This window comes from Methylobacterium sp. E-041, from assembly GCF_022829665.1.
GTDB lineage: Bacteria > Pseudomonadota > Alphaproteobacteria > Rhizobiales > Beijerinckiaceae > Methylobacterium.
This window is the reverse complement of record NZ_JAKSYQ010000121.1, coordinates 1-24,535: the sequence shown is the minus strand read 5'-3', so window position 1 is coordinate 24,535 and position 24,535 is coordinate 1. Positions and strand designations below refer to the sequence as shown.

General features: G+C 71.7%; 31 protein-coding genes. 18 read left to right on the top strand and 13 right to left on the bottom strand.

Annotated elements, in window-relative coordinates; genetic code table 11:
• Positions 1-139 precede the first annotated feature (139 nt).
• Positions 140-346 carry a hypothetical protein gene (locus tag MKK70_RS10970; RefSeq protein WP_147727329.1) on the bottom strand — a complete coding sequence of 69 codons (207 nt, stop codon included), beginning with the start codon at positions 344-346 and terminating at the stop codon, positions 140-142.
• A 211-nt stretch (positions 347-557) separates the two neighbouring features.
• Between MKK70_RS10970 and MKK70_RS10965 the strand changes: the two genes are divergently transcribed.
• The 9 genes from MKK70_RS10965 (at position 558) to MKK70_RS10925 (ending at position 5,172) form a co-directional block, all read left to right on the top strand.
• A complete protein-coding gene (locus tag MKK70_RS10965) occupies positions 558-782 on the top strand; it encodes a TraY domain-containing protein (RefSeq protein WP_243947631.1) in 225 nt (74 codons plus the stop codon).
• Positions 766-1,035: a type II toxin-antitoxin system RelE family toxin gene (locus MKK70_RS10960; RefSeq protein ID WP_243947620.1), complete on the top strand. Its 270-nt coding sequence runs from the start codon at positions 766-768 to the stop codon at positions 1,033-1,035. Before MKK70_RS10965 ends, MKK70_RS10960 begins: the two co-directional genes overlap by 17 nt.
• Before the next feature lie 35 nt (positions 1,036-1,070).
• Positions 1,071-1,718 carry a heme ABC exporter ATP-binding protein CcmA gene (gene ccmA, locus MKK70_RS10955; protein WP_147842504.1) on the top strand — a complete coding sequence of 216 codons (648 nt, stop codon included), beginning with the start codon at positions 1,071-1,073 and terminating at the stop codon, positions 1,716-1,718.
• Positions 1,715-2,383, top strand: coding sequence for a heme exporter protein CcmB (gene ccmB / locus MKK70_RS10950; protein WP_243947618.1), 669 nt, complete (start codon positions 1,715-1,717; stop codon positions 2,381-2,383). The genes ccmA and ccmB overlap by 4 nt, the downstream gene beginning before the upstream one ends.
• A gap of 131 nt (positions 2,384-2,514) precedes the next feature.
• The gene (locus MKK70_RS10945; protein ID WP_243947616.1) at positions 2,515-2,862 is read left to right on the top strand and encodes a DUF4189 domain-containing protein; all 348 of its coding nucleotides are present in this window, start codon (positions 2,515-2,517) and stop codon (positions 2,860-2,862) included.
• Positions 2,863-3,072: 210 nt separating this feature from the next.
• Positions 3,073-3,873, top strand: coding sequence for a heme ABC transporter permease (locus tag MKK70_RS10940; RefSeq protein ID WP_243947614.1), 801 nt, complete (start codon positions 3,073-3,075; stop codon positions 3,871-3,873).
• Between the two features lie 55 nt (positions 3,874-3,928).
• The gene (locus tag MKK70_RS10935; RefSeq protein ID WP_243947607.1) at positions 3,929-4,405 is read left to right on the top strand and encodes a VOC family protein; all 477 of its coding nucleotides are present in this window, start codon (positions 3,929-3,931) and stop codon (positions 4,403-4,405) included.
• A gap of 24 nt (positions 4,406-4,429) precedes the next feature.
• Positions 4,430-4,582 carry a heme exporter protein CcmD gene (gene ccmD, locus MKK70_RS10930; protein ID WP_147728614.1) on the top strand — a complete coding sequence of 51 codons (153 nt, stop codon included), beginning with the start codon at positions 4,430-4,432 and terminating at the stop codon, positions 4,580-4,582.
• A complete protein-coding gene (locus tag MKK70_RS10925; protein WP_147728613.1) occupies positions 4,579-5,172 on the top strand; it encodes a DsbE family thiol:disulfide interchange protein in 594 nt (197 codons plus the stop codon). Before ccmD ends, MKK70_RS10925 begins: the two co-directional genes overlap by 4 nt.
• A gap of 72 nt (positions 5,173-5,244) precedes the next feature.
• On the opposite strand, the gene MKK70_RS10920 is transcribed toward MKK70_RS10925, so the two are convergent.
• Entirely contained in the window at positions 5,245-5,853 is a 609-nt protein-coding gene (locus MKK70_RS10920) for a septation protein A (protein ID WP_147842500.1), read from the bottom strand.
• Positions 5,854-5,960: 107 nt separating this feature from the next.
• Positions 5,961-7,349: a signal recognition particle-docking protein FtsY gene (gene ftsY / locus MKK70_RS10915; protein WP_243947605.1), complete on the bottom strand. Its 1,389-nt coding sequence runs from the start codon at positions 7,347-7,349 to the stop codon at positions 5,961-5,963.
• A 42-nt stretch (positions 7,350-7,391) separates the two neighbouring features.
• Between ftsY and MKK70_RS10910 the strand changes: the two genes are divergently transcribed.
• A complete protein-coding gene (locus MKK70_RS10910; RefSeq protein WP_243947603.1) occupies positions 7,392-8,090 on the top strand; it encodes an RluA family pseudouridine synthase in 699 nt (232 codons plus the stop codon).
• A 31-nt stretch (positions 8,091-8,121) separates the two neighbouring features.
• On the opposite strand, the gene mtaB is transcribed toward MKK70_RS10910, so the two are convergent.
• Complete coding sequence (gene mtaB / locus MKK70_RS10905; protein ID WP_243947601.1) at positions 8,122-9,360, bottom strand: tRNA (N(6)-L-threonylcarbamoyladenosine(37)-C(2))-methylthiotransferase MtaB; 1,239 nt, start codon at positions 9,358-9,360, stop codon at positions 8,122-8,124.
• Positions 9,360-10,250: a diaminopimelate epimerase gene (gene dapF / locus MKK70_RS10900; protein WP_147844141.1), complete on the bottom strand. Its 891-nt coding sequence runs from the start codon at positions 10,248-10,250 to the stop codon at positions 9,360-9,362. The genes mtaB and dapF overlap by 1 nt, the downstream gene beginning before the upstream one ends.
• Positions 10,251-10,539: 289 nt before the next feature.
• Here dapF and MKK70_RS10895 point away from each other — a divergent pair, with 289 nt between their 5' ends.
• The 4 genes from MKK70_RS10895 (at position 10,540) to MKK70_RS10880 (ending at position 14,053) form a co-directional block, all read left to right on the top strand.
• Entirely contained in the window at positions 10,540-11,343 is an 804-nt protein-coding gene (locus tag MKK70_RS10895) for a GyrI-like domain-containing protein (protein WP_243947599.1), read from the top strand.
• A 76-nt stretch (positions 11,344-11,419) separates the two neighbouring features.
• On the top strand, positions 11,420-12,190 hold the full coding sequence (gene nth / locus MKK70_RS10890) for an endonuclease III domain-containing protein (protein WP_147844139.1): 771 nt from the start codon (positions 11,420-11,422) through the stop codon (positions 12,188-12,190).
• Between the two features lie 97 nt (positions 12,191-12,287).
• Positions 12,288-13,352, top strand: a complete 1,065-nt coding sequence (gene trpS / locus MKK70_RS10885) for a tryptophan--tRNA ligase (protein ID WP_147844138.1) — start codon at positions 12,288-12,290, stop codon at positions 13,350-13,352.
• Positions 13,352-14,053, top strand: a complete 702-nt coding sequence (locus MKK70_RS10880) for a haloacid dehalogenase type II (RefSeq protein WP_243947597.1) — start codon at positions 13,352-13,354, stop codon at positions 14,051-14,053. Before trpS ends, MKK70_RS10880 begins: the two co-directional genes overlap by 1 nt.
• Before the next feature lie 3 nt (positions 14,054-14,056).
• Here the strand turns inward: MKK70_RS10880 and MKK70_RS10875 are convergent, their stop codons facing one another.
• The 8 genes from MKK70_RS10875 to MKK70_RS10840 all read right to left on the bottom strand — a co-directional run bounded on the left by MKK70_RS10875 (position 14,057) and on the right by MKK70_RS10840 (position 20,482).
• Complete coding sequence (locus MKK70_RS10875) at positions 14,057-14,710, bottom strand: pyridoxamine 5'-phosphate oxidase family protein (protein WP_243947587.1); 654 nt, start codon at positions 14,708-14,710, stop codon at positions 14,057-14,059.
• Positions 14,711-14,916: 206 nt separating this feature from the next.
• Positions 14,917-15,936 carry a ketol-acid reductoisomerase gene (gene ilvC, locus MKK70_RS10870; protein ID WP_147727987.1) on the bottom strand — a complete coding sequence of 340 codons (1,020 nt, stop codon included), beginning with the start codon at positions 15,934-15,936 and terminating at the stop codon, positions 14,917-14,919.
• A gap of 32 nt (positions 15,937-15,968) precedes the next feature.
• Complete coding sequence (locus tag MKK70_RS10865; protein WP_147843872.1) at positions 15,969-16,604, bottom strand: TetR/AcrR family transcriptional regulator C-terminal domain-containing protein; 636 nt, start codon at positions 16,602-16,604, stop codon at positions 15,969-15,971.
• An 85-nt stretch (positions 16,605-16,689) separates the two neighbouring features.
• Positions 16,690-17,328, bottom strand: coding sequence for a glutathione S-transferase family protein (locus MKK70_RS10860; RefSeq protein ID WP_243947585.1), 639 nt, complete (start codon positions 17,326-17,328; stop codon positions 16,690-16,692).
• The gene (locus MKK70_RS10855) at positions 17,325-17,711 is read right to left on the bottom strand and encodes a type II toxin-antitoxin system PemK/MazF family toxin (RefSeq protein ID WP_147727990.1); all 387 of its coding nucleotides are present in this window, start codon (positions 17,709-17,711) and stop codon (positions 17,325-17,327) included. The genes MKK70_RS10860 and MKK70_RS10855 overlap by 4 nt, the downstream gene beginning before the upstream one ends.
• Positions 17,692-17,976 carry a MazF family transcriptional regulator gene (locus MKK70_RS10850; RefSeq protein WP_147727991.1) on the bottom strand — a complete coding sequence of 95 codons (285 nt, stop codon included), beginning with the start codon at positions 17,974-17,976 and terminating at the stop codon, positions 17,692-17,694. The genes MKK70_RS10855 and MKK70_RS10850 overlap by 20 nt, the downstream gene beginning before the upstream one ends.
• Positions 17,977-18,028: 52 nt before the next feature.
• Positions 18,029-18,571 (bottom strand): acetolactate synthase small subunit, encoded by a 543-nt coding sequence (gene ilvN, locus MKK70_RS10845; RefSeq protein ID WP_147727992.1) that lies wholly within the window; start codon positions 18,569-18,571, stop codon positions 18,029-18,031.
• Positions 18,572-18,706: 135 nt separating this feature from the next.
• The gene (locus MKK70_RS10840; RefSeq protein WP_243937598.1) at positions 18,707-20,482 is read right to left on the bottom strand and encodes an acetolactate synthase 3 large subunit; all 1,776 of its coding nucleotides are present in this window, start codon (positions 20,480-20,482) and stop codon (positions 18,707-18,709) included.
• A 430-nt stretch (positions 20,483-20,912) separates the two neighbouring features.
• Here MKK70_RS10840 and MKK70_RS10835 point away from each other — a divergent pair, with 430 nt between their 5' ends.
• From MKK70_RS10835 to MKK70_RS10820, 4 genes are all read left to right on the top strand, one after another.
• Entirely contained in the window at positions 20,913-21,413 is a 501-nt protein-coding gene (locus MKK70_RS10835; RefSeq protein WP_243947582.1) for a chemotaxis protein CheW, read from the top strand.
• Between the two features lie 19 nt (positions 21,414-21,432).
• On the top strand, positions 21,433-22,902 hold the full coding sequence (locus MKK70_RS10830) for a CheR family methyltransferase (RefSeq protein ID WP_243947580.1): 1,470 nt from the start codon (positions 21,433-21,435) through the stop codon (positions 22,900-22,902).
• A 17-nt stretch (positions 22,903-22,919) separates the two neighbouring features.
• Positions 22,920-23,447 (top strand): chemotaxis protein CheW, encoded by a 528-nt coding sequence (locus MKK70_RS10825; RefSeq protein ID WP_243947578.1) that lies wholly within the window; start codon positions 22,920-22,922, stop codon positions 23,445-23,447.
• A 53-nt stretch (positions 23,448-23,500) separates the two neighbouring features.
• The coding region (locus tag MKK70_RS10820; RefSeq protein ID WP_243947575.1) for a HAMP domain-containing protein at positions 23,501-24,535 on the top strand (1,035 nt) is incomplete at its 3' end.

The following is a 24,535-nucleotide window of genomic DNA, read 5'->3' as shown; positions in this document are numbered from 1 at the left end:
GCGCGAGGAGCGAATTGGACGCTCGAAGGTCGCGCGGCGCAGCCTGGGGACCGTATAGAACGATTCGAATCTGCCCGCTACCGGGTCGCGGGTGACAGTGCCGCGAGGCTGTCCGCCCGCGTCCTCGGTCCCGTCCGGCTCAGGCGGCGGCTTCCGGCGCCGGGCCGCCGAAGCAGCGCCGCACCGCCGCCCAGAACGCGGCCTGCTCGTCCGCGGTGCAGCGCGCGACCCGCGCCTCCACCATCGCGCGGCCGGCGAGCGCGTCGGGATCCCGGGCCATCTCGGCTTCGGTGCGGACCCGCGGGTCGTTCACGCGCAGCTTCGCGGATTGCGACGGCTTGGTCATGGCGACATCCTCCGTGTCGGCGGTGCGTCCCGGCGTCCCACGATCGCGGAACGCCGCTTGCCCGATGACGGTGAGGTTGCGCGGCTCCTTCGTCTTGCGCAATCGGGCAAGGCGGCGCGGGTGCCGTGGGCTCGTCGTGCAAGAGGGCTTGGTGCCGAGAATGGACGGATGCGCGCCGCCATCGTAAGCCTGACGCGCCTCGGAGACTTCCATGCTCGCCCTCGACCTGCCGCCGGAGATCGAACGCCGCCTCGACGCCCTGGCCCGACGCACCGGCCGCAGCGCGTACGATCACGTGCGTGAGGCGATCCAGGACCACCTCGACGAGATCGAGGACGTCGAGCTCGCGGAGAGCCGGGTCGCAGCTCTGAAAAGCGGCGAGAGCCGGACCGTCACGCTGCAGGCGGTGATGGATCGGCATGGCTTGTCGGATTGAGTTCGAACGGTCCGCGGAACGCGAACTCGATAGGCTCGATCGTGAGGCCGCCGCGCGGATTCTCCGTTTCCTGCGGGATCGCCTGTCGCCCCTGGACGATCCGAGAAGCCTCGGTGAGGCGCTCAAAGGTTCGCGGCTGGGCGGCCTCTGGAAATATTGGGTCGGCGATTACCGGATCATCGCTGCGATCGACGACGCGACCGTCAGGGTCGTCGTGGTACGGATCGGCCACCGGCGCGCGATCTACCGGTAGATCGAAGCGTTTCATTCTCTGAACAGGCAACCTTCGTGCGGCTGACCGTCGATGCCCTCTGCTGCCGCCGCTCGGGGCGAAAAATCTTCTCCGGGCTGACCTTCGCCATCGGCCCGGGCGAGGCGATCACCGTCACCGGCCGCAACGGCGCGGGCAAGTCGAGCCTGCTCGCGATCCTGTCCGGGCGGCTGCGGCCGGATTCGGGCCGGCTCACCGTCCACGACATGGGCGAGGCGGCCCTGCCCGAGTGCCTGCACGCCGTCGGCCATCGCGACGGGCTGAAGAGCAGCCTGACGGCGGCCGAGAACCTCGCCTTCGCGCAAAGCCTTCTCGGGACGAAGCGGCTGAGCCCGCGGGCGGCGCTCGACCGGCTCGGCCTCGCCCACGCGCTCGACCTGCCGGTCGCCTACCTGTCCGCCGGGCAGCGGCGGCGGGTGGCGCTGGCGCGGCTCCTCGTCTGCGCGCGCCCGCTCTGGCTCCTCGACGAGCCGACGGCCGCCCTCGACACCGCCTCGCAGGGCGTGCTCGCCGGGCTGATGGCCGAGCACCGGGCGGCCGGCGGCCTCGTCATCGCCGCCACCCACCAGGCCCTCGGGCTCGAGGACGCGCGCAACCTCCACATCGCGCAGGCCGCCCCGCGGGCGCCCGAGCCGGCGGACGACGCGGAGGAGGCGTGGGCGTGATCCGCATCCTCGCAGCCCTCGTCGCCCGCGACCTGACGCTGGCCTCCCGCGTCGGCGGGTCGGGCATGCTGTCGCTGGTCTTCTTCCTGATGATCGTGGCGCTGGTGCCGTTCGCCCTCGGGCCGGACCTCAACCTGCTTTCGCGGATCGGCCCGGCCATCCTCTGGCTCTCGGCGGTGCTGGCGACGCTGATCGGCCTCGACCGGCTGTTTCAGGCCGACGAGGAGGACGGCTCGCTGGACCTGATGACCGCCGCGCCGGTGCCGCTCGAGATCGTGGTGCTGGCCAAGGTGATCGCGCACTGGATCACCACCGGGCTGCCCCTGGCGCTGGCCTCGCCGCTGTTCGGCCTGCTCGTCGCGCTCGACGGGACCGCCATGGCCGCGACCGCCCTGACGCTGCTCGTCGGCACGCCGGCGCTGACCTTCGTCGGCGCGGTCGGCGCGGCGCTCACCGCCTCGATCCGCCGGGGCGGCCTGATCCTCGCCGTGCTGGTGCTGCCCTTGATGATCCCGACGCTGATCTTCGGCGTCTCGGCCGCGCAGTCGGCCCTCGGCGGCACCGTCCCCTTCGCCACCCCGCTGATGATCCTGTCCGGCCTCAGCCTGATCGCCGCGCTGGTCGGCACCTTCGCGGCGGCGGCGGCCCTGCGCTGGTCGGAATAGAGGGCGGGACGCTCGCACAAGAGATCGGAACGGTCGTGCAATTTCCTTTGCGCCGCACTGCCTTATCAGACGGCTGGCAGCGGCGGCGCGACGGGTTCGGCCGCCCTGTCAAGCTCGATGGGGACGTAACGATGAAGACCCTGATGTCCGCGCTGCTCCTGACGCTCCTCGCGACCGCTCCCGCCGCCGCGGCCGGCGCCTTCGCCGTGGACACCGAGGAGGGCCAGAAGGCCGGCGACGAGGGCTACGGCATCGGCTGGGGCGATTCGCGCGAGGCCGCGGGCGCCGCCGCGATGCGCCAATGCGCCAAGATGGGCAACGACAACTGCAAGGTCGTCGCCCGCTTCGACGCCTGCGGCGCCTACGTCTCCAATCGCACCACCTACGGCGTGGGCTGGGGCCGGACCGAGGCCGCCGCCAAGGAGATGGCCTTCGACAAGTGCCCCAGCTGCAAGCTCGTCCTCTCCGAGTGCGAATGACCGTTCCACCCTGCGACGCCGCACGACGGATCGGCGGCTTGCCGAGGTGATCGATCGCCGCGTCGGCCGACCGGGCTCACCGGACGGCGCATGCGGCGACATCGACGCCTGCGCGCGTCGAGGGCTCATGCCGCCGGTGCCCGCGCCGAGCGAGGCTGCGCCAGACGTGCGCATTGCCGCTGCACCGCACCCCGGGCTAAGACATCGCCCATGTCGACGCCCCTGTGGACGCGCCTGTCCAACCCGAGTCACTTCATGCGCTGGTCCGGCACGCTGGTGCCGTGGCTCGCCGCGATCTCGACCGCGATCCTCGCGCTCGGGCTCTACCTGTCCTGGTTCGTCGCCCCGCCCGACTACCAGCAGGGCGAGACCGTGCGGATCATGTTCATCCACGTGCCGGCGGCCTGGCTCGGGGTGTTCTTCTACGCGTCGATGAGCCTGTCGGCGATCGGCACCCTGGTCTGGCGCCATCCGCTCGCCGACGTGGCGCAGCGCGCCGCCGCGCCGATCGGGGCGGCCTTCACCCTGATCTGCCTCGTCACCGGCTCGCTCTGGGGCAAGCCGATGTGGGGCACCTACTGGGTCTGGGACGCGCGGCTCACCTCGATGCTGATCCTGTTCCTGATCTACTGCGGCATCATCGCCCTGTGGCGGACGATGGAGGACCCGAACCGGGCCGCCCGCTCCGTCGCGATCCTGACGCTCGTCGGCGCGATCAACCTGCCGATCATCAAGTTCTCGGTGAACTGGTGGTCGACCCTGCACCAGCCGGCCTCGATCCTGCGCATGGGCGGCTCGACCATCGACCCGTCGATGCTCTACCCGCTGCTGGTGATGATCGGCGCCGCCACCCTCGGCGGCACCACCCTGCACCTCTATGCCATGCGGACCGAGATCATGCGCCGGCGCGTGCGGACCCTGACGATCCGCGAGGCCGAGCGCCTCGATGCCGGGTCGACCGTGTCGACCTCGGACGCCGGGCGCGACCTGCCGCTCGGCCAGGCCGTCTGATCGCGAGACGCGCCCGCGTGCGGCGCGCCCCGCATCCCGGAAGGAGACGCGGCCCATGAAGACGGTGAGAACCTGCCTCTGGTTCGGCACCGATGCGGAGGCGGCGGTGCGCCGCTATGTCGGGCTCGTGCCCGATTCCCGCATCGATCACATCCAGCGCGCGCCGAGCGCGTGGCCGGGCGGCGCCGCGGGCGACGTGATCCTCGTCGCGTTCACCCTCGGCGGCCAGAGCTTCCAGGCGCTGAACGGCGGCACGCCGGTCGAGTACGGCACGGCGGCGTCGATCTCCGTCTCCTGCGCCGATCAGGCCGAGGTCGACCGGCTCTGGGCGGGCCTGACCGCCGACGGCGGCACCGCGATCATGTGCGGCTGGCTCCGCGACCGCTGGGGCATTCCCTGGCAGGTTGTGCCGGAGGTGCTTCCCCGCCTCCTGGCCGACCCGGACCCCGCCGTGTCCGCCAGGGTCTTCTCGGCCATGCAGGGCATGATCAAGCTGGACGTCGCCGCCCTCGAGCGGGCGGCCCACGCATGAAACCGATCCGGATCGCCTGAACCCATGACCTTCGACCTCGGCAGCCACGGCGGCTTCATCCTCGCCTCCTACGCGTTCACCGCCCTGGTGATGGCGGCCCTCGTCCTCAACGCGATCCGCGACCGGCGGGCCCAGAGGCGGGCGCTGGCCCAGCTCCAGCCGGAGGATCGCCGGTGAGCGTCGAGGCCCCTCCGGAGCCGGTCCGCCGCTCGCTCCTCGTCGTCGTCCCGGTGCTGGCCTTCGCGGTGCTGGCCGGCGTGTTCTTCCTGCGCCTGCGCTCCGGCGTCGATCCGGCCGCCCTCCCCTCCGCGCTGATCGGCAAGCCGGTGCCGAGCTTCGCGCTCCCGGCGGTGCCCGGCCTGACCGCGGACGGCAAGCCGGTGCCGGGCCTGTCGAGCGCCGACCTGAAGGGCGGCGTCACGGTGCTCAACGTCTGGGCCTCGTGGTGCGCGCCGTGCCAGGTCGAGCATCCGATGCTGATGCGGCTGGCGCGCGAGCCCGGCATCCGGCTCGTCGGGATCGACTACAAGGACGCGGCCGAGAACGGGCGCCGCTTCCTCGCCAAGAACGGCGTCCCGTTCCAGGCGGTGGGCCACGACGAAACCGGCCGCGTCGGCATCGATTTCGGGGTCTACGGCGTGCCCGAGACCTTCATCATCGGCCCGGACGGCGTGATCCGCGACAAGCTCGTCGGCATCGTCACGCCGGAGAACCTCGCGGACGTGATCGCCAAGATCCGGGCGGCCGGGAAGGTGGCCGCGAAGTAGGAAGGGACGGTCCTCACCGGCCCGGGCGGGCCGTCCGCCGAGCCGGCGGCGCCGGTTCGGCTTGCGCCCGATTCAAGCGTCGGTCTTCTTGCGCTCGTAGCGCGTGAGCAGGGGCGTCTGGGCCAGCGCGAACACCACGGTCAGCGGCATGATGCCGAAGACCTTGAAGTTCACCCAGAAATCCTCGCTCTGGGTCCGCCACACCACCTCGTTGATCAGTGCCAGCGCGAGGAAGAACAGGCCCCAGCGGAAGGTCAGCTTCCGCCATCCCTCCTCGGTGAGCGAGAACACCGAGTCGAGCACCACCGAGAGCAGGGACTTGCCGAAGGCGAGCCCGCCGAGCAGCACCAGGCCGAACAGGGTGTTCACGATGGTGGGCTTCACCATGATGAAGGTCTTGTCCTGCAGATAGAGGGTCAACCCGCCGAACACGACCACCACCACGCCCGAGACCATCGGCATGATCGGCAGCCGGCGCACCAGGGCGAAGTGCACGGCGAGCGCCAGCACCGTCGCCGCGATGAACACCCCGGTCGCCACGAACAGCTTCTGATCGGCGGCGACGCCGAAGCGCTCGGCATAGGCGTTGCCGAGGAAGAAGATCACCAGCGGCCCCATCTCCAGGGCGAGCTTCAGGGCCGGCGGCAGGTGGCGGTGCGGGGGGACGGATTCGATCTGCATGCGTCTGGCCAGGGAATCCGAGCGGTCCGTCACGTCCCCGAACGGTCCGTCACGTCAGGGCGTCTCTATCGACGGGGAATGGTGAGGTCTACCGGAGGCGATCGGCCTCAGCCCTTCTCCAACCCCGCGATCGCCCGCGCGAAGTCCCGTGCCGCGAACGGCTCCAGGTCGTCGACGCCCTCGCCGACGCCGATGAAGTGGACCGGTAGGCCGAACTTCGCGGCGAGCGCGATCAGGATGCCGCCGCGCGCGGTGCCGTCGAGCTTGGTCATCACCAGGCCCGAGACCGGCGCGGCCTTGGAGAACAGCTCGACCTGCGACAGCGCGTTCTGGCCGACGGTGGCGTCGAGCACCAGCAGCGTGGCGTGCGGCGCTTCCGGGTCGCTCTTGCGCAGCACGCGGATGATCTTCTCGAGCTCCGCCATCAGGCCGGCCTTGTTCTGGAGCCGGCCGGCGGTGTCGATCAGGAGCACGTCGGTGCCCTCGGCCTTGGCGCGCTTCAGGGCGTCGAAGGCCAGGCCCGCCGCGTCCGCGCCCTGCGCCCCGCTCACCACCGGCGTGCCGGTGCGCGCACCCCAGACCTTGAGCTGCTCGATCGCGGCCGCGCGGAAGGTGTCGCCCGCCGCAAGCATCACCGAGCGCCCTTCCGCCTTGAGGCTGAGGGAAAGCTTGCCCAGCGTCGTAGTCTTGCCGGCGCCGTTCACGCCGATCATCAGGACCACGAACGGCTTCTTGGCGGCGTCGATCACCAGGGGCTTGGCCACCGGCTCCAGCGCGCGCTCGACCTCGGTCGCCAGGATCGCCCGGACCTCGTCGGGGGAGATGCCCTTCTCGTAGCGGCCCTTGCCGACGGCCTCCGAGATCCGCGTCGCGGTCTCGACGCCGAAATCCGCCTGGATCAGCGCGTCCTCCAGGTCCTCCAGGGTGTTGGCGTCGAGCTTGCGCTTGGTGAACAACCCGGTGACGCGGTCGGACAGGGCCGAGGAGGTCCGCTTCATGCCCGAGGTCAGCCGGGTCCACCAGCCGCGCTTCTCCGGCTCCGCCTCGGCCGGCGCCGCGTCGTTGACGGCGTCGTGGGCGAGGGAGGCGGCGACGTCGACCGGCTGGATGTCGGGCGCGCTGGCCGCCGCACCGGTCTCGGTCTCGGTCTCGGTCCCGGTCGCCGGTTCCCGGGCGACGGTGGTGGCGTCGGCCGGCCCCGCGCCGTGGGCGGGGTCGTCGCCCGCGGTGCCCGCCGGCGGCGTCTCGGGCTCGCCCTCGATCGGTTGCAGGTCGGCGCCCTCGGTCGCGTCGGGCACCGCGTTGCGGTTGGGGTCGACCGGCGACGGCTCGGCCGGCGGCAACGGCACGTGCGCCACGTCGTCGGCGCCGGTGGCGAAGTCCGGCTGGCCCTCCGCCGGCGAGGCGGGCGAGTCCGCCGGCGGCTCGGGGGCTTCGGTCGCGCCCTTGCGCCCGAACAGGCGGCCGAACCAGCCCGGCTTCTCGTCTTGACTCATGTCGTCCTTGCTCCCGCGCCCCGGCACCGTTAGCCGGGAGGCATGTCGTCGCCCGCCGCTATCCACCCTGACATAGGCGCGCGCCTGCTCTACCGCGATGCCCTGGTCCTCGTCATCGACAAGCCTGCGGGTTTGCCGGTGCATCCGGGGCCGAAGGGCGGCGAGACCCTGACCGACCACCTCGACGGGCTGCGCTTCGGCCTGCCGCGGCGCCCGGAGGCCGCGCACCGGCTCGACCGCGACACCTCCGGCTGCCTCGCGCTCGGGCGCCACGCGCAGGCGCTCGCCCGCCTGAACAAGCTGTTCGCCGACGGGCGGGCCCGGAAGGCGTACTGGGCCCTGGTCGAGGGCGGCCCGACGGAGGAGACCGGCAGCGTCGACCTGCCGCTCGCCCGGCGCTCGAGCGATCCGCGCTCGTGGTGGATGAAGGCGGATCCCGCCGGCGATCCGTCGCTGACGCATTGGCGCGTGCTCGGCCGGTCCGGGAGCCAGGCCTGGCTCGAGCTCGTGCCGGTCACCGGCCGCACCCATCAGCTTCGCGTCCACTGCGCCGCATCGGGGTTTCCGATCGTCGGGGACCCGATCTACGGCACCGCGCCGCGCCACGGCGGACCCGGCCTGCGGCTCCATGCCCGGCAGCTCGCCCTGCCGCTCTACCCGAAGAAGCCGCCGGTCGTCGCCGAGGCGCCGGCGCCGGAGCACATGCGGAGCGGGCTCCTCGCCTGCGGCTGGACCGCCTGAGCGGGCGGGGTGCGCAGCCGACGGCCTGCGATCAGGCGGCGAGCAGCGCCCGGCCGTCGTGGCCCAGGATCGCTACCGTCCGGATCGTGCCCGGCTCCGCCGTGAGCCGCACCGGCGTGAAGCCTTCCGTGCGGCCGATGCCGCCGCGCTCGGCCAGCACCCGGTGCGAGCGCCCGACCTCGCCGTCGAGGTGGCGGACGAGGGCCGCCGCGCCCGCCGCGCGCAGGCGGGCGGCGCGCCCCCGGACGATCTCGGGGGCCACGGGCGGCATCCGCGCGGCCGGGGTGCCCGGCCGGGGCGAATACGGGAAGACGTGGAGATGCGTCAGGCCGCATTCCGCGACGAGCTCGAGGGAGCGGGCGAACTGGTCCTCGGTCTCGGTCGGGAAGCCGGCGATCAGGTCGGCGCCGAACACCGCGTCCGGCCGCAACCGCCGCACCTCCCGGCAGAAGCGGATCGCGTCGGACCGCGCATGGCGCCGCTTCATCCGCTTCAGCACGAGGTCGTCGCCGGCCTGCAGCGACAGGTGCAGGTGCGGCATCAGCCGGGGCTCGTCGGCGAGCGCGCGCATCAGGGCGTCGTCGGCCTCGATCGAGTCGATCGAGGACAAGCGCAGGCGCGCGAGGTCCGGCACCGCGGCTAGGATCGCCAGCACCAGCGTGCCGAGGCTTTCGGACGCGCCGGCGAGGTCGCGGCCGTAGGCGGTGAGGTCGACGCCGGTGAGCACGACCTCGCGGCCGCCATGGGCGACGATGTGCGCCACCTGATCGATCACCGCCGCGGGCGCCACCGAGCGCGAGTGCCCGCGCCCGAACGGGATGACGCAGAAGGTGCAGCGGTGGTCGCAGCCGTTCTGCACGGGGACGAAGGCGCGGGTGTGCCCGGCCACGCCCGCGATCCGCGTCGGCGCGGCGTGGCGGGCGGCGAACACGTCGCCCACGGCATCGCGCGGACGGTCGGGGTCCGGCTGCCACGCGGCGGAGGAGAGCTTGTCGCCGTTGCCGACGAGGCGGGCGACCTCGGGCATCGCGGCGTAGGCCGCGGTCTCGATCTGCGCGCCGCAGCCGGTGACGACGATCTCGGCGCCCGGCCGCTCGCGGTGCAGGCGGCGGATCGCCTTGCGCGCCTGCCGCCCGGCTTCCGTCGTGACGGCGCAGGTGTTGACCACGACGAGGTCGCGGTCGCGCGATGCCGCCTCGGCATGGCCGCGCATCACCTCGGCCTCGACGGTGTTCAGCCGGCAGCCGAAGGTCAGCGTCTCGACCGCCATCAGGCGGCGTCCTGCGCGAACAATTCGGGGGCGAAGCGGCCTTCGGCGACGAGGCAGACCGGGCCGGTCATCAGCACGTGGTCGTCGGCGCGCCACTCCACGAACAGCTCGCCGCCGGGCAGGCTCACGGTGGCCTGCCGGCCGATCATCCGCAGGCGCGAGGCGGCGACCACGGCGGCGCAGGCGGCCGTCCCGCAGGCGAGCGTCAGCCCGGCGCCGCGCTCCCAGACCCGGAGCTTGATCGCTTCCCGCCCCCGGACCTGCGCGATCGAGATGTTGGCGCGCTCGGGGAAGATCGGGTGGTTCTCCAGCATCGGGCCGATCTGCCCGAGGTCGAACGTGTCCGGGTCGCGGTCGGTGAAGAACACCGCGTGCGGGTTGCCCATGTTCACCGCGCCCGGCGAATGCAGGATCGGGTCGTCGATCGGCCCGATCTGCAGCTCGATCCGCCGCGTGTCGGGAAAGGGGTCGCGCAGCGGGATCTCGTTCCAGGCGAGCCGGGGGCGGCCCATGTCGACGGTGAAGGAGCGCTCGGCGACGCGCTTCACCTCCACGCGGCCGGCATCGGTCTCCAGGACCAGCCGCCCGGTCTCGACGGGGCGCGCCATGGCCGGGTCGTCGAGCATCGCGTAGGCGACGCAGCGGGTGCCGTTGCCGCAGGCGCCCGATTCCGAGCCGTCGGTGTTGTAGATCCGCATGAACGCGTCGGTGCCGCGGCTTCGCGGATCGTGCAGCACCATCAGCTGGTCGAAGCTCGAGGACGGGTCGGCCGCGATGGCGCGCGCCTCGGCGGCGGCGACGCGGACGCCGCTGCCGCGCAGGTCCAGCACCACGATCGCGTTGCCGGCGCCGTGCATCTTCAGGAAGCGTCTGTGGGCGAGTGCGCTCATGCGGCCATGGTGGTTCGAGCTGCGTCGTCGCGGGATGCGGGGTCGGGCCTCCGAACGGCCCGTCGTCGAGGCCCCGTATATGGCAAGGCCGGCGTCCGACGCGAGGGGCGGCTCCGCGCGCGCCGGAGCGTGGCAGATCCGCCGCGCCCGCACGCCGCGCTTCGGAACCTGCATCGACGGCCTCGCGAAGACCGGTGTTCGTCACTACGTTCGGGCGTGACGGGACCGTGCCGATTCGGTCCGCGGCGGCCTTCGGTCGTCGCCTCGATGCCTTTGCCGGAGCGCTGCCTTGACCCGCCCTCGCCTCACGCTCGCCGCCGGCCTTCTCGGCGCCGCCGTCCTTCCCGTCCTGGCCTTGCCGGTCCTGGCCGAGCAGCCCCCGCCGCCGGTCTCGACGGCGCCCTCGCCCGCGGTGACGGACCCGCTCCCGACCACGACCGCGCCGAACCCGCCCGCCGATCCTAACAAGTCGTCCGCGCCCGCGCCCGAGAAGGCGATCACGTCGCCGACCCTGCCGTCGGCGCCCGCTCCCGCGCCGGCGCCGCCCCCGGCACCGCCTCAGGCGCAGGCACCGTCCCCGGCTCAGGCCTCCGGGTGGAAGACCCTGGTGGAGACCCCGGCCAACGCCGACGACGTCGACGCGGTGACGCTGCCGGCCAAGCCCGCCGCGATCCTGTCCGGCAAGGCGAAGTGGGAGGAGGCTGTGCCGAGCCTGAAGGAAGCCTTTGCCAAGATCGAGGCGGGCCTCGCCAAGGCCGGCATCGCCGCGACCGGGCGCCCGCTCGCGGTCTTCACCCGCACCGACGACGACGGCTTCGTCTACGAGGCGATGATCCCGGTGGCCTCCGCCCCCGAGCCCGCGCCGAGCGCCGCCGACGGCCTGCACTTCGGCACGACGCCCTCCGGCAAGGCCCTGCGCTTCCCGCACAAGGGCTCCTACGACGACATCGACGGCACCTACGAGACCCTGACGACCTACCTCGACGCCAAGGACATCGTCGTCCAGGACCGCTTCATCGAGGAGTACGTCACCGACCTGAACGACAAGGCCGACGACAAGCTCGACGTGAACATCTACGCGCTGACGCGGTAACGTCGACGCGCCGACGCGGTGGACCTGCGACGTCGCGCGGGCGGAACCGGCGGGAATCCTCGCGGATTCCGCCCTCATGCCCAGCGCGAACCGCCACGACCTCTTCGCCGCCGAACGTCCGCCGCGCCCCACCGCCGCGGTCCCGGAGGACGCGCCCGCCGACCTCGCGGCGAAGGCGCTCGAGATCCACCGCAGGCTGTGCCCGGTCTACGGCTGCCCGATCCCGTATTTCCACAGCCTCGACCCGCTCTCGGAGCTGGTGTCGTCGCTGCTCTCGCACCGCACCCGCAACGCCGATTCGGGCCGCGCGTTCAAGGCGCTGCGCGCCCGCTATCCCGACTGGGCGGACATGCTCGCCGCGCCGGTGGAGGCGATCGAGGACACCATCCGCGGCGTGACCTGGCCGGAGCTGAAGGCGCCGCGCATCCAGGCCGTGCTCCGGGCGGTCGAGGCGCGCCGCGGCAGCCTGTCCCTCGCCTTCCTGGCCGACATGCCGGTCGAGGCGGCGCGCACCTGGCTCGAGGCGATCCCCGGGGTCGGGCCGAAGACCAGCGCGGCGGTGCTGTCGTTCTCGGTGCTGCGCATGGCGGCGCTGCCGGTGGACAGCCACCACCACCGCGTCGCCCAGCGCCTCGGGCTGATCGGCGCGAAGGTGGATGTCGGCCCCTCGCACCCGATCCTGCGGGCGCAGCTTCCGGCCGACTGGTCGGCGCAGGACCTCTACGACAACCACGAGATCCTGATGCTGCACGGCCAGCAGGTCTGCCACCACCGCAAGCCCGCCTGCGGCCGCTGCGTGCTGCTCGACCTCTGCCCGAGCGCGCAAGGCGCCTATCGCGAGCCCTAGCAGCCCTCGCCTTGACCGGTTCGTCCCCCGGGTGCCAGAAACCCGGCCTTCCAGGGACGCGAGATCGCCTCGGCCCGGCATTCGAGGGACCGCGCCGATGGCCGCGTTCAAGGAACTGGTGTTCTCGGGCGTGCAGCCGACGGGCAACCTGCATCTCGGCAACTACCTCGGCGCGATCAAGCGCTTCGTCGAGATGCAGGCGCGCGAGGCGCAGTGCCTGTACTGCGTCGTCGACCTGCACGCGATCACCCTGTGGCAGGACCCGGAGGCGCTCAAAGGCCAGATCCGCGAGGTCACGGCCGCCTTCCTGGCCGCCGGCATCGATCCGAACCGCTCGATCGTGTTCAACCAGAGCCAGGTGCCTCAGCACGCCGAGCTCGCCTGGGTGTTCAACTGCGTCGCGCGGCTCGGCTGGCTCAACCGGATGACCCAGTTCAAGGACAAGGCCGGCAAGGACCGCGAGGCGGCCTCGATCGGCCTGTACGACTATCCCGTGCTGATGGCGGCCGACATCCTGGCCTACCGCGCGACGCACGTGCCGGTGGGCGAGGACCAGAAGCAGCACCTCGAATTGACCCGCGACATCGCGCAGAAGTTCAACACCGACTTCGCCGGCTCGATCGCCGCGCACGGGCACGATGCGGGCGCCGGGTTCTTCCCGATCACCGAGCCGCTGATCGGGGGACCTGCCGCCCGCGTGATGAGCCTGCGCGACGGCACCAAGAAGATGTCGAAGTCCGATGCCTCGGACAATTCGCGCATCAACCTCACCGACGATGCCGACGCGATCGCCAGCAAGGTGCGCCGGGCCAAGACCGACCCGGACGCCCTCCCCTCGGAGGTCGCGGGCCTCGCCGGCCGGCCGGAGGCCGACAACCTCGTCGGCATCTTCGCCGGGCTCAAGGGCACGACGCGCGACGCGGTGCTGGCCGATCACGGCGGCGCGCAGTTCTCCGCCTTCAAGGGCGCGCTGGTCGAGCTCGCCGTCGAGACGCTGGCGCCGATCGCCACCGAGATGAAGCGCCTGACCGCCGACACCGCCCACATCGACGCGGTGCTGGCCGACGGCGCCGAGCGCGCCGAGGCGATCGCCGCGCCGACCCTCGACGCGGTCAAGGACATCGTCGGCTTCGTCCGCCGCACCCGGCTGCGGAGCGTGTGATGACGATCCGGGCGCTGGTCTTCGACGTCTTCGGCACGCTCGTCGATTGGCGCTCGGGCGTGGCGCGGGAGGCGGAGCGGCTGCTCGCGCCCTACGCGGCGGCGCTCGACGGCGGCGCCTTCGCCGATGCGTGGCGGGCGCGCTACGGGCCGTCGAAGGAGACGGTGCGGTCGGGCGCCCGCGCCTACGTCGACCTCGACGCGCTGCAGGGCGAGTCGCTGCCGGAGGTGCTCGCCGCCTTCGGCATCGCCGGGGTTCCCGAGGCCGTCCGGGCCGAGCTCGTCCAAGCCTGGCACCGGCTCGACGCCTGGCCGGAGGTGCCGGAGGCGCTGGCGCGCCTGCGGATCGGCCACCTGCTCGCGCCGGTCTCGAACGGGCCTGTCCGGCTGATGGTCGACCTGGCGCGGCGCAACAGGCTGGGGTTCGATGCGATCCTCGGCGCAGGCTATTCCCGCGACTACAAGCCGAAGCCGACCCTTTATCGCGACGCCGTCGCGGCTTTCGGCTTCGCGGCCTCCGAGACCCTGATGGTCGCGGCGCATTCGAGCGATCTCGCGGCGGCCGCCCAGCACGGGCTGGCGACCGCCCACGTCGCCCGTCCGCGCGAGCACGGGCCGGCCGGCGGCGAGACGGCGCCGAGCGTGCCGGTGACCTTCGCGGCCGCCGACCTCGCCGACCTCGCGCGCCAGCTCGGCGCCTGAGGCCTAAGCCTCGCCGCGGGCGACCAGCGCCTGGTATTCCGGAACCTCCAGGCGGCCTTCCTTGGCGACGCGGGCCTTGTCCGCGTCGGAGATCACGTCGCCGGCGAGGTCGAGGCGCTTCCACGCGGCCAGCGGCGTCTCCCTGCCGGGGGTCGGGACGTACTTGTTCTGCGCGACCTTCTCGTACTTGTGGATGTAGCGCGGGCAGTTGACCCAGATCTTCAACACGTCGACGCGCACGAGGTACTTGGCCTCGGTGTAGCGCGCCATCAGCGGGTCGTCGCGCAGCAGCGTGGCGGCGCCCTGAACGCGGATGCGGTGCGGCGTCTCGAAGTCGATGAACAGCAGCCCGACCTTGGCCTGCCCCTCGATGTTGCCCATCGAATAGAACATCCCGTTGCCGTCGAAGCCGGGGAACACCAGGGTGTGGTCGTCCAGCACCTTCACGAAGCCGGGGCTGCCGCCCTTGTACGAGACGGTCGGCATGCCGTCGGGATCGACGGTCGAGAGGAAGAACATGTCGCGCGAGCCGATGAAGGCCGCCTCGTCGTCCTGGATCGTCTCGTGCACCCATTGGGTGTCGAGGCGGTCGGCGAGCTTGGTGGTCTTGAATTCCTGCTGGAGCGCGCGGTGCGCGTCCGAATAGAGCGAGGCCATGGTTTCCTCCTGAGCCGGCCGAGCCTCCGCGATCCTTGCGTCGCCGAGTTGTCCCGGAATTTCGCGGCGGCACTGTCCCCTCAAACGTCCGCGTGGGCAATTGCCGCGTTTGGCCGGCGCATGAAAAAGGCCGACCCCGCTTCCACGGGGCCGGCCTTCCTCGTCGACGGTCGTCGGGAACGGCGCGACCGAAGGTCCGAAAAGAATCAGTTCTTGGTCTTGTCGACCAGCGCCTTCTCGGAGATCCACGGCATCATCCCGCGGAGCTTGGCGCCGACCTCCTCGATCGGGTGACGGGCGAGCTTGGCGCGGGTGGCCTTGAACGAGGTCTGGCCGACCTTGTTCTCCAGCATCCAGTTGCGAGTGAAGATGCCCGACTGGATGTCGTCCAGGACGCGCTTCATCTCGGCCTTGGTCTCGGACGTGACGATGCGCGGGCCGGTGACGTACTCGCCGTACTCGGCGGTGTTCGAGATCGAGTAGTTCATGTTGGCGATGCCGCCCTCGTAGATGAGGTCGACGATGAGCTTCACCTCGTGCAGGCACTCGAAATAGGCCATCTCGGGGGCGTAGCCCGCCTCGACCAGGGTCTCGAAGCCGGCCTTGATCAGCTCGACGAGGCCGCCGCACAGCACGGCCTGCTCGCCGAAGAGATCCGTCTCGCACTCTTCCTTGAAGGTGGTCTCGATGATGCCGGCACGTCCTCCGCCGTTGGCCGAGGCGTAGGACAGGCCGAGGTCGTGGGCGTTGCCCGAGGCGTCCTGGGCGATGGCGATCAGGGTCGGCACGCCGCCGCCTTTGAGGTACTCGCCGCGGACCGTGTGGCCGGGGCCCTTCGGGGCGACCATCAGCACGTCGAGGTCGGGACGCGGCTCGATCAGGTTGAAGTGCACGTTGAGGCCGTGGGCGAACAGGAGGGCGGCGCCCTGCTTCATGTTCGGCTCCAGCGACTCCTTGTAGATATCGCCCTGCAGCTCGTCGGGGGTGAGCATCATCACGACGTCGGCCCACTTGGCCGCCTCGGCGACCGACATCACCTTGAAGCCCTGGCCTTCCGCCTTCTTGGCGGTGGCCGAGCCCTCGCGCAGCGCGATGGCGATGTCCTTCACGCCGGAATCGCGCAGGTTGAGCGCGTGGGCATGGCCCTGGCTGCCGTAGCCGACGATGACGACCTTCTTGCCCTTGATCAGGTTCAGGTCGGCGTCGCGATCGTAGTAGACCCGCATGATGTGTGTCCTCTCTCGTGAAGGGGGTGTGGTTAGCGCTTGGGCTGGCCGTAGAGGGCCAGGAACTGCTCCACCGCCCGGGCGGCGTCGCGTCTGATCTCGGCGGCGTCGAAGACGATCGCATCGCCGAGCAGAAGTCTGATCTGCACGTCGCGGCCGACGAGGCCGAAGAAGGTCCGGAAGGCGGTCTCGCTGTCGTCGAAGGCGAGAAGCCCCGCCGCGCGGCCGGCCTCCAGCACCGGCTTCAGGCGGTCGCCGATCGCGAAGCGCCCGTTGGCGAGCACGATGCTGCCGAGGTTGCTCTTCCGAGACGCCGCGTCGCCGATGGCGATGCGGTTCAGGGCGATCGAGGCCCGGCTCGAGATCACGCCGAGCCAGGTCGTCGCGAAATCGCGAAGGCTCTCGCTCAGGGCGGCGACGTCGAGCGCGCGGGCCTCGTACTGCCCGGCACGCACGCGCGAGGCCTGCCATTGCACCGTCGCGGTCAGCAGGCCGTCGCGGTCCCGGAACCACTTGTACAGCGTCTCCTTCGAGCAGCTCGCCCGGCGCGCGACCGCATCCATGGTGAGCTGGTCGCCCTCCTCCACCATCAGGTCCAGGACCGCGTCGAGCACGGCCTGCTGGCGGACCGAGGGGGTCGCGTCGTGGATCGCCGAGCCTGCTGCCATCGGGTGCCGAGCCGTACCGTACCGTACGGTTCGCCTGATAGGGCGATTCGGCGCCGGCCGCAAGGTGTCCAGTCGCAGGCGCGCGTCAGGCGGGAAGCGGCAGGCCCTCGCGGGCGAAGACCGCCTGCACGGCCGGCCGCTCGGCCATCGCGCGGGCATGGGCGGTCCAGGACGGGAACCGCGCCGGCATGTCGAACCGCAGCGTCGGGCCGCGGGCCCAGACCCAGAAGACCATCAGGTAGGCGTCGACCACGCTGTAGCGATCCTGCACAGCCCAGCCGCCGTTCGAGAGCCGGACCTCGGTCATCGTGCACAGGTCGCCGAACGTGTCGGCCGCCTTGGCGCGGATGCCGGGCAGCGCCGCCTCGTCGTCGCTGTAGCGCTCCGGCCGGCGGATATGGGCGTAGGCCGGGTGATGGTTGATCGAGAGCCAGCACAGCCACTCGTCGGCCACCGCCTGCGCCTTCAGGTCCTCGGGCCAGAGCCTCGCCTCCGGGTGCGCGCGGGCGACGTGGCGCAGGATCGCCGAATTCTCGGTGAGGACCCAGTCGCCCGCGACCAGGGCCGGCACCCGGCCGCGCTCGTTGATCGCGAGGTATTCCGGCGCGCGCTGGTCGCCGGCGGCGAGGTCGAGGCGCACGGTGTCGTAGGGCGCGCCCGCCTCCTCCAGCGCGATGTGCGCGGCGAGCGAGCAGGCGCCGGGGGCGTAGTAGAGGGTGGTCATGGGCGCGCGCTTGTCTCCGCCGCATCGCCGATGCGCACGCCGATGAGAGCGGCCAGCTTCGAGCGGACTTCCTGCAGGATGGGGGCGGGAACGGCTCCGAGGGACCGGAGCGTTCGGGCCTTTCGGTCGATCGAGCGAGCCTGATCGACGAGGATCGCCCCCGCCGCGCCGACGCCGTCGGGCAGGAGAACTTTCGTCGGCCAGGGATCGAGGTTCCGTGTGATCGGGCAGATGATGATCCGCCGGGTCAGCGTGTTCATCTCGAGGGTCGAAACGATCAGGGCCGGACGTCGCCCGCGCTGCTCGGTCCCAAGGACAGGATCGAGGTCGACGAGGATCAAGTCGCCGGGGCGGAGGATGCGTTCAGCGGGGATCGTCGTCATCGATGATCTCGGAGCCGACATCCGGCCCCCAATCGACGGTCGGAGGCTCGAAGTCGGGTCCGAGCCGCCGCATCTCCGCGGCCATCTCGGCCATCGTATAGATCGGGAAACCGTTCACGAAGCGCCGCGCGGGCTCGGAAGCGGATGCGACCCGGACAGGATGGATCTCGACGTCCTGGCCGACCACCAACCCGAGTTCGCGCACGTCGTCTTCCGACACCGCGAGGACGAGGTCGTCCCCTTTTCGTTCGAGCCGTGCCCGCATCCCCAGCCCTCCGGCATCGCGACGGCACCTTAGCACCGTCGTCGGAAATCCGTCACATCGGGTCGGCGCCGCGGCCCATCGCGGCGATGCCGGTGCGGGAGATCTCGACGAGGCCGAGCACGGTCATCAGGCGGATGAAGCGGTCGATCTCCTCGGTCGCGCCGGTCAGCTCGAACACGAAGGAGGTCAGCGTCGCGTCGAGCGTCTTGGCGCCGAAGGCGGCGGCGAGCCGGAGCGCCTCGCCGCGATGCTCGCCCTGCCCCGCGACCTTCACCAGGCAGAGCTCGCGCTCAAGCGCGCTGCCCTGGAGGGTCAGGTCGACGACCCGGTGCACCGGCACGAGGCGGTCGAGCTGCGCCTTGATCTGGTCGATCACCGCGTTGGTGCCGGCGGTGACGATGGTGATGCGCGAGAGATGGCGCGCCTCCTCCGTCTCCGACACCGTCAGGCTCTCGATGTTGTAGCCGCGTCCCGAGAACATCCCGGAGATGCGCGCGAGCACGCCCGGCTCGTTGTCGACGATCACGGCGAGGGTGTGCCGGTTGACGGCCTCGATCCGGCCGGCATCGGGGTAGTGGGTGTTCATGGCGTTCATCGCGGGGCGCGTCCTCGTCGTCCAGTTCGTTCGATCCGCGGTCTCGCACCCCTGGCGCGAGGCAAGCACGGCTGCGCGTCGCCGCCGAGGCGGCGGACCGCAGCCCGACCCCAGGGTCGGGCTGCAACCAAGAGGCTACACCAGCATCTTGCCTTCCTCGGAGATCACGTCGCCGATCTCCATGCCGGTCTCGCCGAGGTAGTCGGAGAGCAGCATCTCGTTGTGCGCCTTGCCCGACGGGATCATCGGGAAGCAGTTCTCCTTCTTGTCGACGATGCAGTCGAACACGACCGGCCCGTCGTAGTCGAGCATCGCGGCGATCGACGCGTCGAGGTCGCCCGGCTTGTCGCAGCGGATGCCCTTGGCGCCGTAGGCCTCCGCCAGCTTGACGAAGTCCGGCAGGCTCTCCGAGTAGCTCTGCGAGTAGCGCGAGCCGTGCAGCAGCTCCTGCCACTGGCGCACCATGCCCATGTACTCGTTGTTCAGGATGAAGATCTTGACCGGCAGGCGGTACTGCACCGCGGTCGAGAGCTCCTGCATGTTCATCAGGATCGAGGCTTCGCCCGCGATGTCGATGACCAGGCCCTTGGGATGGGCCAGCTGCGTGCCGATGGCCGCGGGCAGGCCGTAGCCCATGGTGCCGAGGCCGCCCGACGTCATCCAGCGGTTCGGCTCCTCGAACTTAAAGTACTGCGCCGCCCACATCTGGTGCTGGCCGACCTCGGTGGTGATGTAGGTCTCGCGGTCCTTGCACGCCTCGTAGAGGCGCTGCACCGCGTGCTGCGGCTTGATGATCGTGCCCGAGGGCCAGTAGGCGAGGCACTCGCGCGCCCGCCAGGTGCGGATCTTGGCGAACCACCCGTCGAGGTTGGACTTTTCGGGCTGCGACGGCAGGGCGCGCCATGCCTCCAGCATGTCGGCGAGCACGGATCCGCAATCGCCGACGATGCCGACGTCGACCTTGACCACCTTGTTGATCGAGGAGGCGTCGACGTCGATGTGGATCTTCTTCGAGAACGGCGAGAACGCGTCGAGCCGGCCGGTGATGCGGTCGTCGAACCGCGCGCCGACGCAGATCATCACGTCGCACTCGTGCATCGCGAGGTTGGCCTCGTAGGTGCCGTGCATCCCTAGCATCCCGAGGAACCTGTCGTCGGAGGCCGGGAAGGCGCCCAGGCCCATCAGGGTCGAGGTGACCGGATAGCCCGTCTCGGCGACGAGCTCGCGCAGCAGGCGCGAGGCCTCGGGGCCGGAATTGATCACGCCGCCGCCGGTGTAGAAGACCGGGCGGCGCGCCTGCGCCATCAGCTCGACGGCGGCGCGGATCTTGTCCGCATCGCCCTTCACCGCCGGCTTGTAGGTCTTGTGCCCGTCGACCGAGGGACGCTCGTAGAGCCCGCTCGCGAACTGGATGTCCTTGGGCAGGTCGACGACGACGGGGCCGGGGCGGCCGTGAGAGGCGACGTAGAAGGCCTCGTGCAGGATGCGCGGCAGGTCGTCGATCGATTTGACCAGGTAGTTGTGCTTGGTGCAGTGGCGCGTGATGCCGACCGTGTCGCATTCCTGGAACGCGTCGGTGCCGATCAGGTGCGTCGGGACCTGGCCCGTGATGCAGACGAGCGGGATCGAGTCGAGCAGCGCGTCGGTCAGCCCGGTGACGATGTTGGTGGCGCCGGGACCCGAGGTGACGAGCACGCAGCCGACCTTGCCCGACGAGCGGGCATAGCCCTCGGCGGCGTGCACGGCGCCCTGCTCGTGGCGGACCAGCACGTGCTTGACCGCGTCCTGGTGAAAGAGCGCATCGTAGATCGGCAGCACCGCGCCGCCGGGATACCCGAACAGCGTGTCGACACCCTGATCCTGGAACGCCCGGATGACCATCTCGGCCCCGGTCATGACCTCGCCGCCCATCGTCTTCCTCCTGCTCGCCTTGCTGGTCTTCGTCGTCTCGATGTCGTCGATCGGCGCGGGCAACAAAAAAGGGCCCCGCGAGGGACCCTGCATGCGCCACCGCCCGGATCGCGGCCCTGAGATCAGGGCCGCCCCGTCGGTGGCGCTTCCGCTACGATAAGGATCGTCGTCATCGGGATCGATCTCTCGCCCAACGCGGGCCGCCCGCATGGCGCTCCGCGTGAAAAGTGACCGGTGTCTTAACGAAGGCCTCGGCGATGGTCAACGGCATTCCGGCGGAGAGCCGGGCCGCCGCGAAGGATCCGGCCTCCGCGAAGCATTTGCCGCAGCCCGGCCCGACGGCGCGCGGCGCGATTGCCCCGCATCGGCGCCCGGCCTATCACCGATCCTCGTCCCCCCCTCCCAACGAGCGCGAGAGCACGGAACGCCGGTGGCCCAGCCAGAGACGGCCTCGCTCAGCTACCTGCTCCTCGACGTCGCGGGCACCCCATGCGCGCTGCCGCGATCCGCGGCCGGCGAGGTGCTGCCGCTGCCGGACCTGTTCCGGCCGCCGGCCTGCGGCGGCTGGCTCGCGGGGTTTCTCAACCTCGGCGGAGAGCCGGTTCCGGTGGTCGACCTCGCGCGCCTTCTCGGCCTGCGCGAGGGCGCGCACGACCCGGGCTCCTACGCCCACCTGGTCCTGACGCCGGACGCCGCCGCGGCCTGGCTCGTCGACCGGGTGACCGACCTCGTCGCCGTCGAGGCCGCCGCGATCCGGCCCGTCGCCGAGGGCGCGAGCCTCAACGGCTGCGTCTCCGCCGAGATCGCCCGGGGCGACCGGCTGATCCACGCCCTCGACCCGGCGCGCCTGCTCAGCGCTGAGGAGCGCGCCCGGGTCGGCCACCTGACGCGGGCGGCGAAGGCGCGCCTCGCCGCGCTGCCGGCTGCCTGAGCGGAAGGCGCGGGACCCCATGCGTCGGCCGCCCGGTCCGAGCCCCCACGACGATCCGGGCTACGCGGCCCTCAAGGCGCGGATCATCGCGCGCACCGGCCATCACTACTACGCCGACAAGGACGACCTGCTGTTCGACCGCCTGCGGCGGCGGTTCAAGGCCTGTAACGTGGCCGATGCCGCGGCCTACGACGCGCGCCTGAACGCGGGCGCCGGCGAATGGGCCGCGCTCGAGGCCGAGATCACCATCGGCGAGACCTTCTTCTTCCGCTACGCCGAGCAGTTCACCGCGTTGCGCGAGACCATCCTGCCCGGCCTGATCGCCGGGCGCGCGGCCGAGCGCAGCCTCCGGGTCTGGAGCGCCGGCTGCTCGACGGGGGCCGAGCCCTACTCGGTGGCGATCCTGCTGCATCAGCTGCTCGGCCCGGCGCTGGCGGACTGGCGCGTCGCGATCGTCGGCACCGACATCAGCGTCGCCGCCCTCGCCACCGCCCGGGCGGCCGAGTACGGCCGCTGGGCGCTGCGGACGCTGCCGGTCGAGGAGCGCTTGCGCCACTTCCATCGCATCCCGGCGAGCCCCGGGGCGGCCCGCGAGGGCGGCTACGCCCTGCGGCCGGAGTTTCGTCGCATGGTGCGCTTCGAGCGCCAGAACCTGATGAGCCTCGTCGACGGGACGGCGGCCGAGGGTTTCGACGGGTTCGATCTCATTCTCTGCCGCAACGTGCTGATCTACTTCAGCGCCGAGACCGTCGCCGCGATCGTGCGGGCGCTGGGCCGGCGCCTGCGGCCCGGCGGCTGGCTGCTGATCGGCCATGCGGAGCCCCATCCGGCCTTCGCGGGCTGGCTCGATGCGGTGAACCTCCCCGGCACGGTCGCCTATCGCCGCCCGCTCGAATCGGCGTCACTGCCCGCGCCTCCCGATCCTGCCGAGCCGGCCGGGCTCGAGCGTCCGCCCGCCGCCACTCCCATCGAACCCGGTCCGGCTCTCGAGGCGCTGCTCGCGGCGCCTGCCGGAGACGCCGTCGCCGAAGCGATCCGTCCGGTGCCGGCGGCGAGCGCTCCAACCGTCGTCGACGAGACGGCGGAGGACGTGGCGCGCACGATCCGCATGCTGGCCGATTCCGGCGACACCGGCGCGGCGTGGCGCCTCCTGCGGAACGCGCTCGCCGCGCGGCCGACCGATGCGTCCCTTCGGCTCTACGAGGGCCTGCTCGCGCTCGGGTTCGGCCGCGAGGCCGAAGCCGAGCGGGCCTTCCGCGGCGCGCTCTACCTCGATCGCGGCTACGTGATGGCCCATTACCATCTCGGCCTGCTGCTCGGAGCCCTCGGACGGACCGCCGACGCCCGCCGGGCGCTGGACAATGCGGTCGCCTTGAGCCAAGCGCTGCCGCCGGATGCGGCGTTGCCCGAGGGCGACGGGGCGCGTGCCGGGGAGATCGCCCTGAGCGCGGCGGCGATCCGCGACGGCATCGGAACGGGGGCGTCGTGAACGCGGCGGATCGCCAGATGGAACGGGGCGACGGCCGGCACAGGCGCGAGGCGGCGCTGCGCGCGGACCGCACGGCCGCCCTCGCCCGGCGCGGGGCGACGGCGCGCGAAGCTGTGCCGGTCGAGGCCCATCTCGTCTGCGCCTGCGGCCCGGAGCGCTTCGGCCTGCCCCTCGCCGACGTCGCGCGGGTGGTGCCCATGCGATCATGCACGCCCGTGCCGGGCGCGCCGCCCGCGATCCTCGGCCTCGTCGCCCTGTCCGGACGGATCGTCAGCGTCGTCGGCCTCGCCCGCGCGCTCGGTCGCCCGGGCGCGGACCGCGTCGAAGGCGGCCACCTCGTCGTCCTTCGCACGGCCGCGACGCCGATCGCGCTCGCCGTCGACCGCGTGCTGGGGCTCGCCCACCTCGCCGAGGCCGCCGCGGCGGAGGGCGGATTCGGCGGCGAAGCGGTTTCGCGCTATGCCGCGGCCGATCCCGGCCCGTCCGGTCTCGGCGACTTCGTCGTCATCGACCTGCCGCAGCTGCTGCGGCGCACCCTGCCTTGAGGCGCGAGACGCGCGCGATCCACGACGCCGCCCGACCCGGAGCATCAGCCGCCTTGTCGATCTCGATCGGAAAACGGATCCTCCTCGGCTTCACGGCCGTGACGGTGGTGCTTATCGCCCTCGGCCTCTACGCGATCGGCCAGATCGGCTCGGTCCGCGACGCCACCGACACCATCGTCGCCCGCGACCTCGCGGTGCTGCGCCAGCTCGACATCCTCGGCAACCAGACGCGCGACCTCGGCATCCTGCGCCGCAACGCGGTGTTCGCCACGCTGATGAAGGCGCAAGGGCAGCCCATGCGCGACGAGGACGTCCTCACCACCTGGCGTCGCACGGCCGCATCGACCGACGCGCTCTTCGACGACCTGATCCGCGAGGCCGACGCCTACCGCGCCCGCGCCCTCTCGGTGGATCGGACGACGGCCTGGGACCGCCTGCACGGCGTCCTGAGGCAGGCCGTCGCGATCTATCGTCCGTACCGGGATGCGAGCGAGGCGCAGCTCGTGGCCGCGGTCGGCGGCGACGTCACCGGCGTCGAGGCCCGCAACGCCGAGATCGGCCGCGCCTACGAGGCCACCATCGCCGCCGTCGAGCGCACCCGCGTCGCCCTCGACGAGAGCATCGCCGTGGGCCAGCGCGGGATCGGCGCGATCCACGAGCGCTCGCGGCTCTCGATCCTGCTGACGCTGCTCGCCAGCGTCCTCCTGGCGATCCTCGTCACGATCCTGATCAGCCGCGCGGTGGTGCGGCCGCTGGAGAGCGTGATGGCGTTCGCCGAGACGGTCGGCGGCGGCGATCTGTCCCAGACGCTGCAGGTTCGCGGCGGCGACGAGATCGGCCGGCTGTCCCGTGCGCTGAACGGGATGGTCTCTGGGCTTGCGGACTTGGCCCGGACGAACCGTGCGGCGACGTCGGACCTGAACGCGGCGGCGGCCGAGATCCGCGCCTCGGCGCAGGAGCAGGCGGCGTCGGTGGAGGAGCAGTTCGCGGCGGTGCAGGAGACGGCGGCGACGGTGGACGAGATCACCCATTCGGGCGCGCAGATCACGAAGCGGGCCGGCGAGGTGATCGCCACCGCCCAGGCCACG

What these genes read in the sequence shown, in the direction of transcription:
- MKK70_RS10970 (WP_147727329.1), bottom strand. Translation starts at nt 346, where the DNA reads ATGACCAAGCCGTCGCAATCCGCGAAGCTGCGCGTGAACGACCCGCGG.
- MKK70_RS10965 (WP_243947631.1), top strand. Translation starts at nt 558, where the DNA reads ATGCTCGCCCTCGACCTGCCGCCGGAGATCGAACGCCGCCTCGACGCC.
- MKK70_RS10960 (WP_243947620.1), top strand. Translation starts at nt 766, where the DNA reads ATGGCTTGTCGGATTGAGTTCGAACGGTCCGCGGAACGCGAACTCGAT.
- MKK70_RS10945 (WP_243947616.1), top strand. Translation starts at nt 2,515, where the DNA reads ATGAAGACCCTGATGTCCGCGCTGCTCCTGACGCTCCTCGCGACCGCT.
- MKK70_RS10940 (WP_243947614.1), top strand. Translation starts at nt 3,073, where the DNA reads ATGTCGACGCCCCTGTGGACGCGCCTGTCCAACCCGAGTCACTTCATG.
- MKK70_RS10935 (WP_243947607.1), top strand. Translation starts at nt 3,929, where the DNA reads ATGAAGACGGTGAGAACCTGCCTCTGGTTCGGCACCGATGCGGAGGCG.
- ccmD (WP_147728614.1), top strand. Translation starts at nt 4,430, where the DNA reads ATGACCTTCGACCTCGGCAGCCACGGCGGCTTCATCCTCGCCTCCTAC.
- MKK70_RS10920 (WP_147842500.1), bottom strand. Translation starts at nt 5,853, where the DNA reads ATGCAGATCGAATCCGTCCCCCCGCACCGCCACCTGCCGCCGGCCCTG.
- ftsY (WP_243947605.1), bottom strand. Translation starts at nt 7,349, where the DNA reads ATGAGTCAAGACGAGAAGCCGGGCTGGTTCGGCCGCCTGTTCGGGCGC.
- MKK70_RS10910 (WP_243947603.1), top strand. Translation starts at nt 7,392, where the DNA reads ATGTCGTCGCCCGCCGCTATCCACCCTGACATAGGCGCGCGCCTGCTC.
- mtaB (WP_243947601.1), bottom strand. Translation starts at nt 9,360, where the DNA reads ATGGCGGTCGAGACGCTGACCTTCGGCTGCCGGCTGAACACCGTCGAG.
- dapF (WP_147844141.1), bottom strand. Translation starts at nt 10,250, where the DNA reads ATGAGCGCACTCGCCCACAGACGCTTCCTGAAGATGCACGGCGCCGGC.
- nth (WP_147844139.1), top strand. Translation starts at nt 11,420, where the DNA reads ATGCCCAGCGCGAACCGCCACGACCTCTTCGCCGCCGAACGTCCGCCG.
- trpS (WP_147844138.1), top strand. Translation starts at nt 12,288, where the DNA reads ATGGCCGCGTTCAAGGAACTGGTGTTCTCGGGCGTGCAGCCGACGGGC.
- MKK70_RS10880 (WP_243947597.1), top strand. Translation starts at nt 13,352, where the DNA reads ATGACGATCCGGGCGCTGGTCTTCGACGTCTTCGGCACGCTCGTCGAT.
- MKK70_RS10875 (WP_243947587.1), bottom strand. Translation starts at nt 14,710, where the DNA reads ATGGCCTCGCTCTATTCGGACGCGCACCGCGCGCTCCAGCAGGAATTC.
- ilvC (WP_147727987.1), bottom strand. Translation starts at nt 15,936, where the DNA reads ATGCGGGTCTACTACGATCGCGACGCCGACCTGAACCTGATCAAGGGC.
- MKK70_RS10865 (WP_147843872.1), bottom strand. Translation starts at nt 16,604, where the DNA reads ATGGCAGCAGGCTCGGCGATCCACGACGCGACCCCCTCGGTCCGCCAG.
- MKK70_RS10860 (WP_243947585.1), bottom strand. Translation starts at nt 17,328, where the DNA reads ATGACCACCCTCTACTACGCCCCCGGCGCCTGCTCGCTCGCCGCGCAC.
- MKK70_RS10855 (WP_147727990.1), bottom strand. Translation starts at nt 17,711, where the DNA reads ATGACGACGATCCCCGCTGAACGCATCCTCCGCCCCGGCGACTTGATC.
- MKK70_RS10850 (WP_147727991.1), bottom strand. Translation starts at nt 17,976, where the DNA reads ATGCGGGCACGGCTCGAACGAAAAGGGGACGACCTCGTCCTCGCGGTG.
- ilvN (WP_147727992.1), bottom strand. Translation starts at nt 18,571, where the DNA reads ATGAACGCCATGAACACCCACTACCCCGATGCCGGCCGGATCGAGGCC.
- MKK70_RS10840 (WP_243937598.1), bottom strand. Translation starts at nt 20,482, where the DNA reads ATGGGCGGCGAGGTCATGACCGGGGCCGAGATGGTCATCCGGGCGTTC.
- MKK70_RS10830 (WP_243947580.1), top strand. Translation starts at nt 21,433, where the DNA reads ATGCGTCGGCCGCCCGGTCCGAGCCCCCACGACGATCCGGGCTACGCG.
- MKK70_RS10825 (WP_243947578.1), top strand. Translation starts at nt 22,920, where the DNA reads ATGGAACGGGGCGACGGCCGGCACAGGCGCGAGGCGGCGCTGCGCGCG.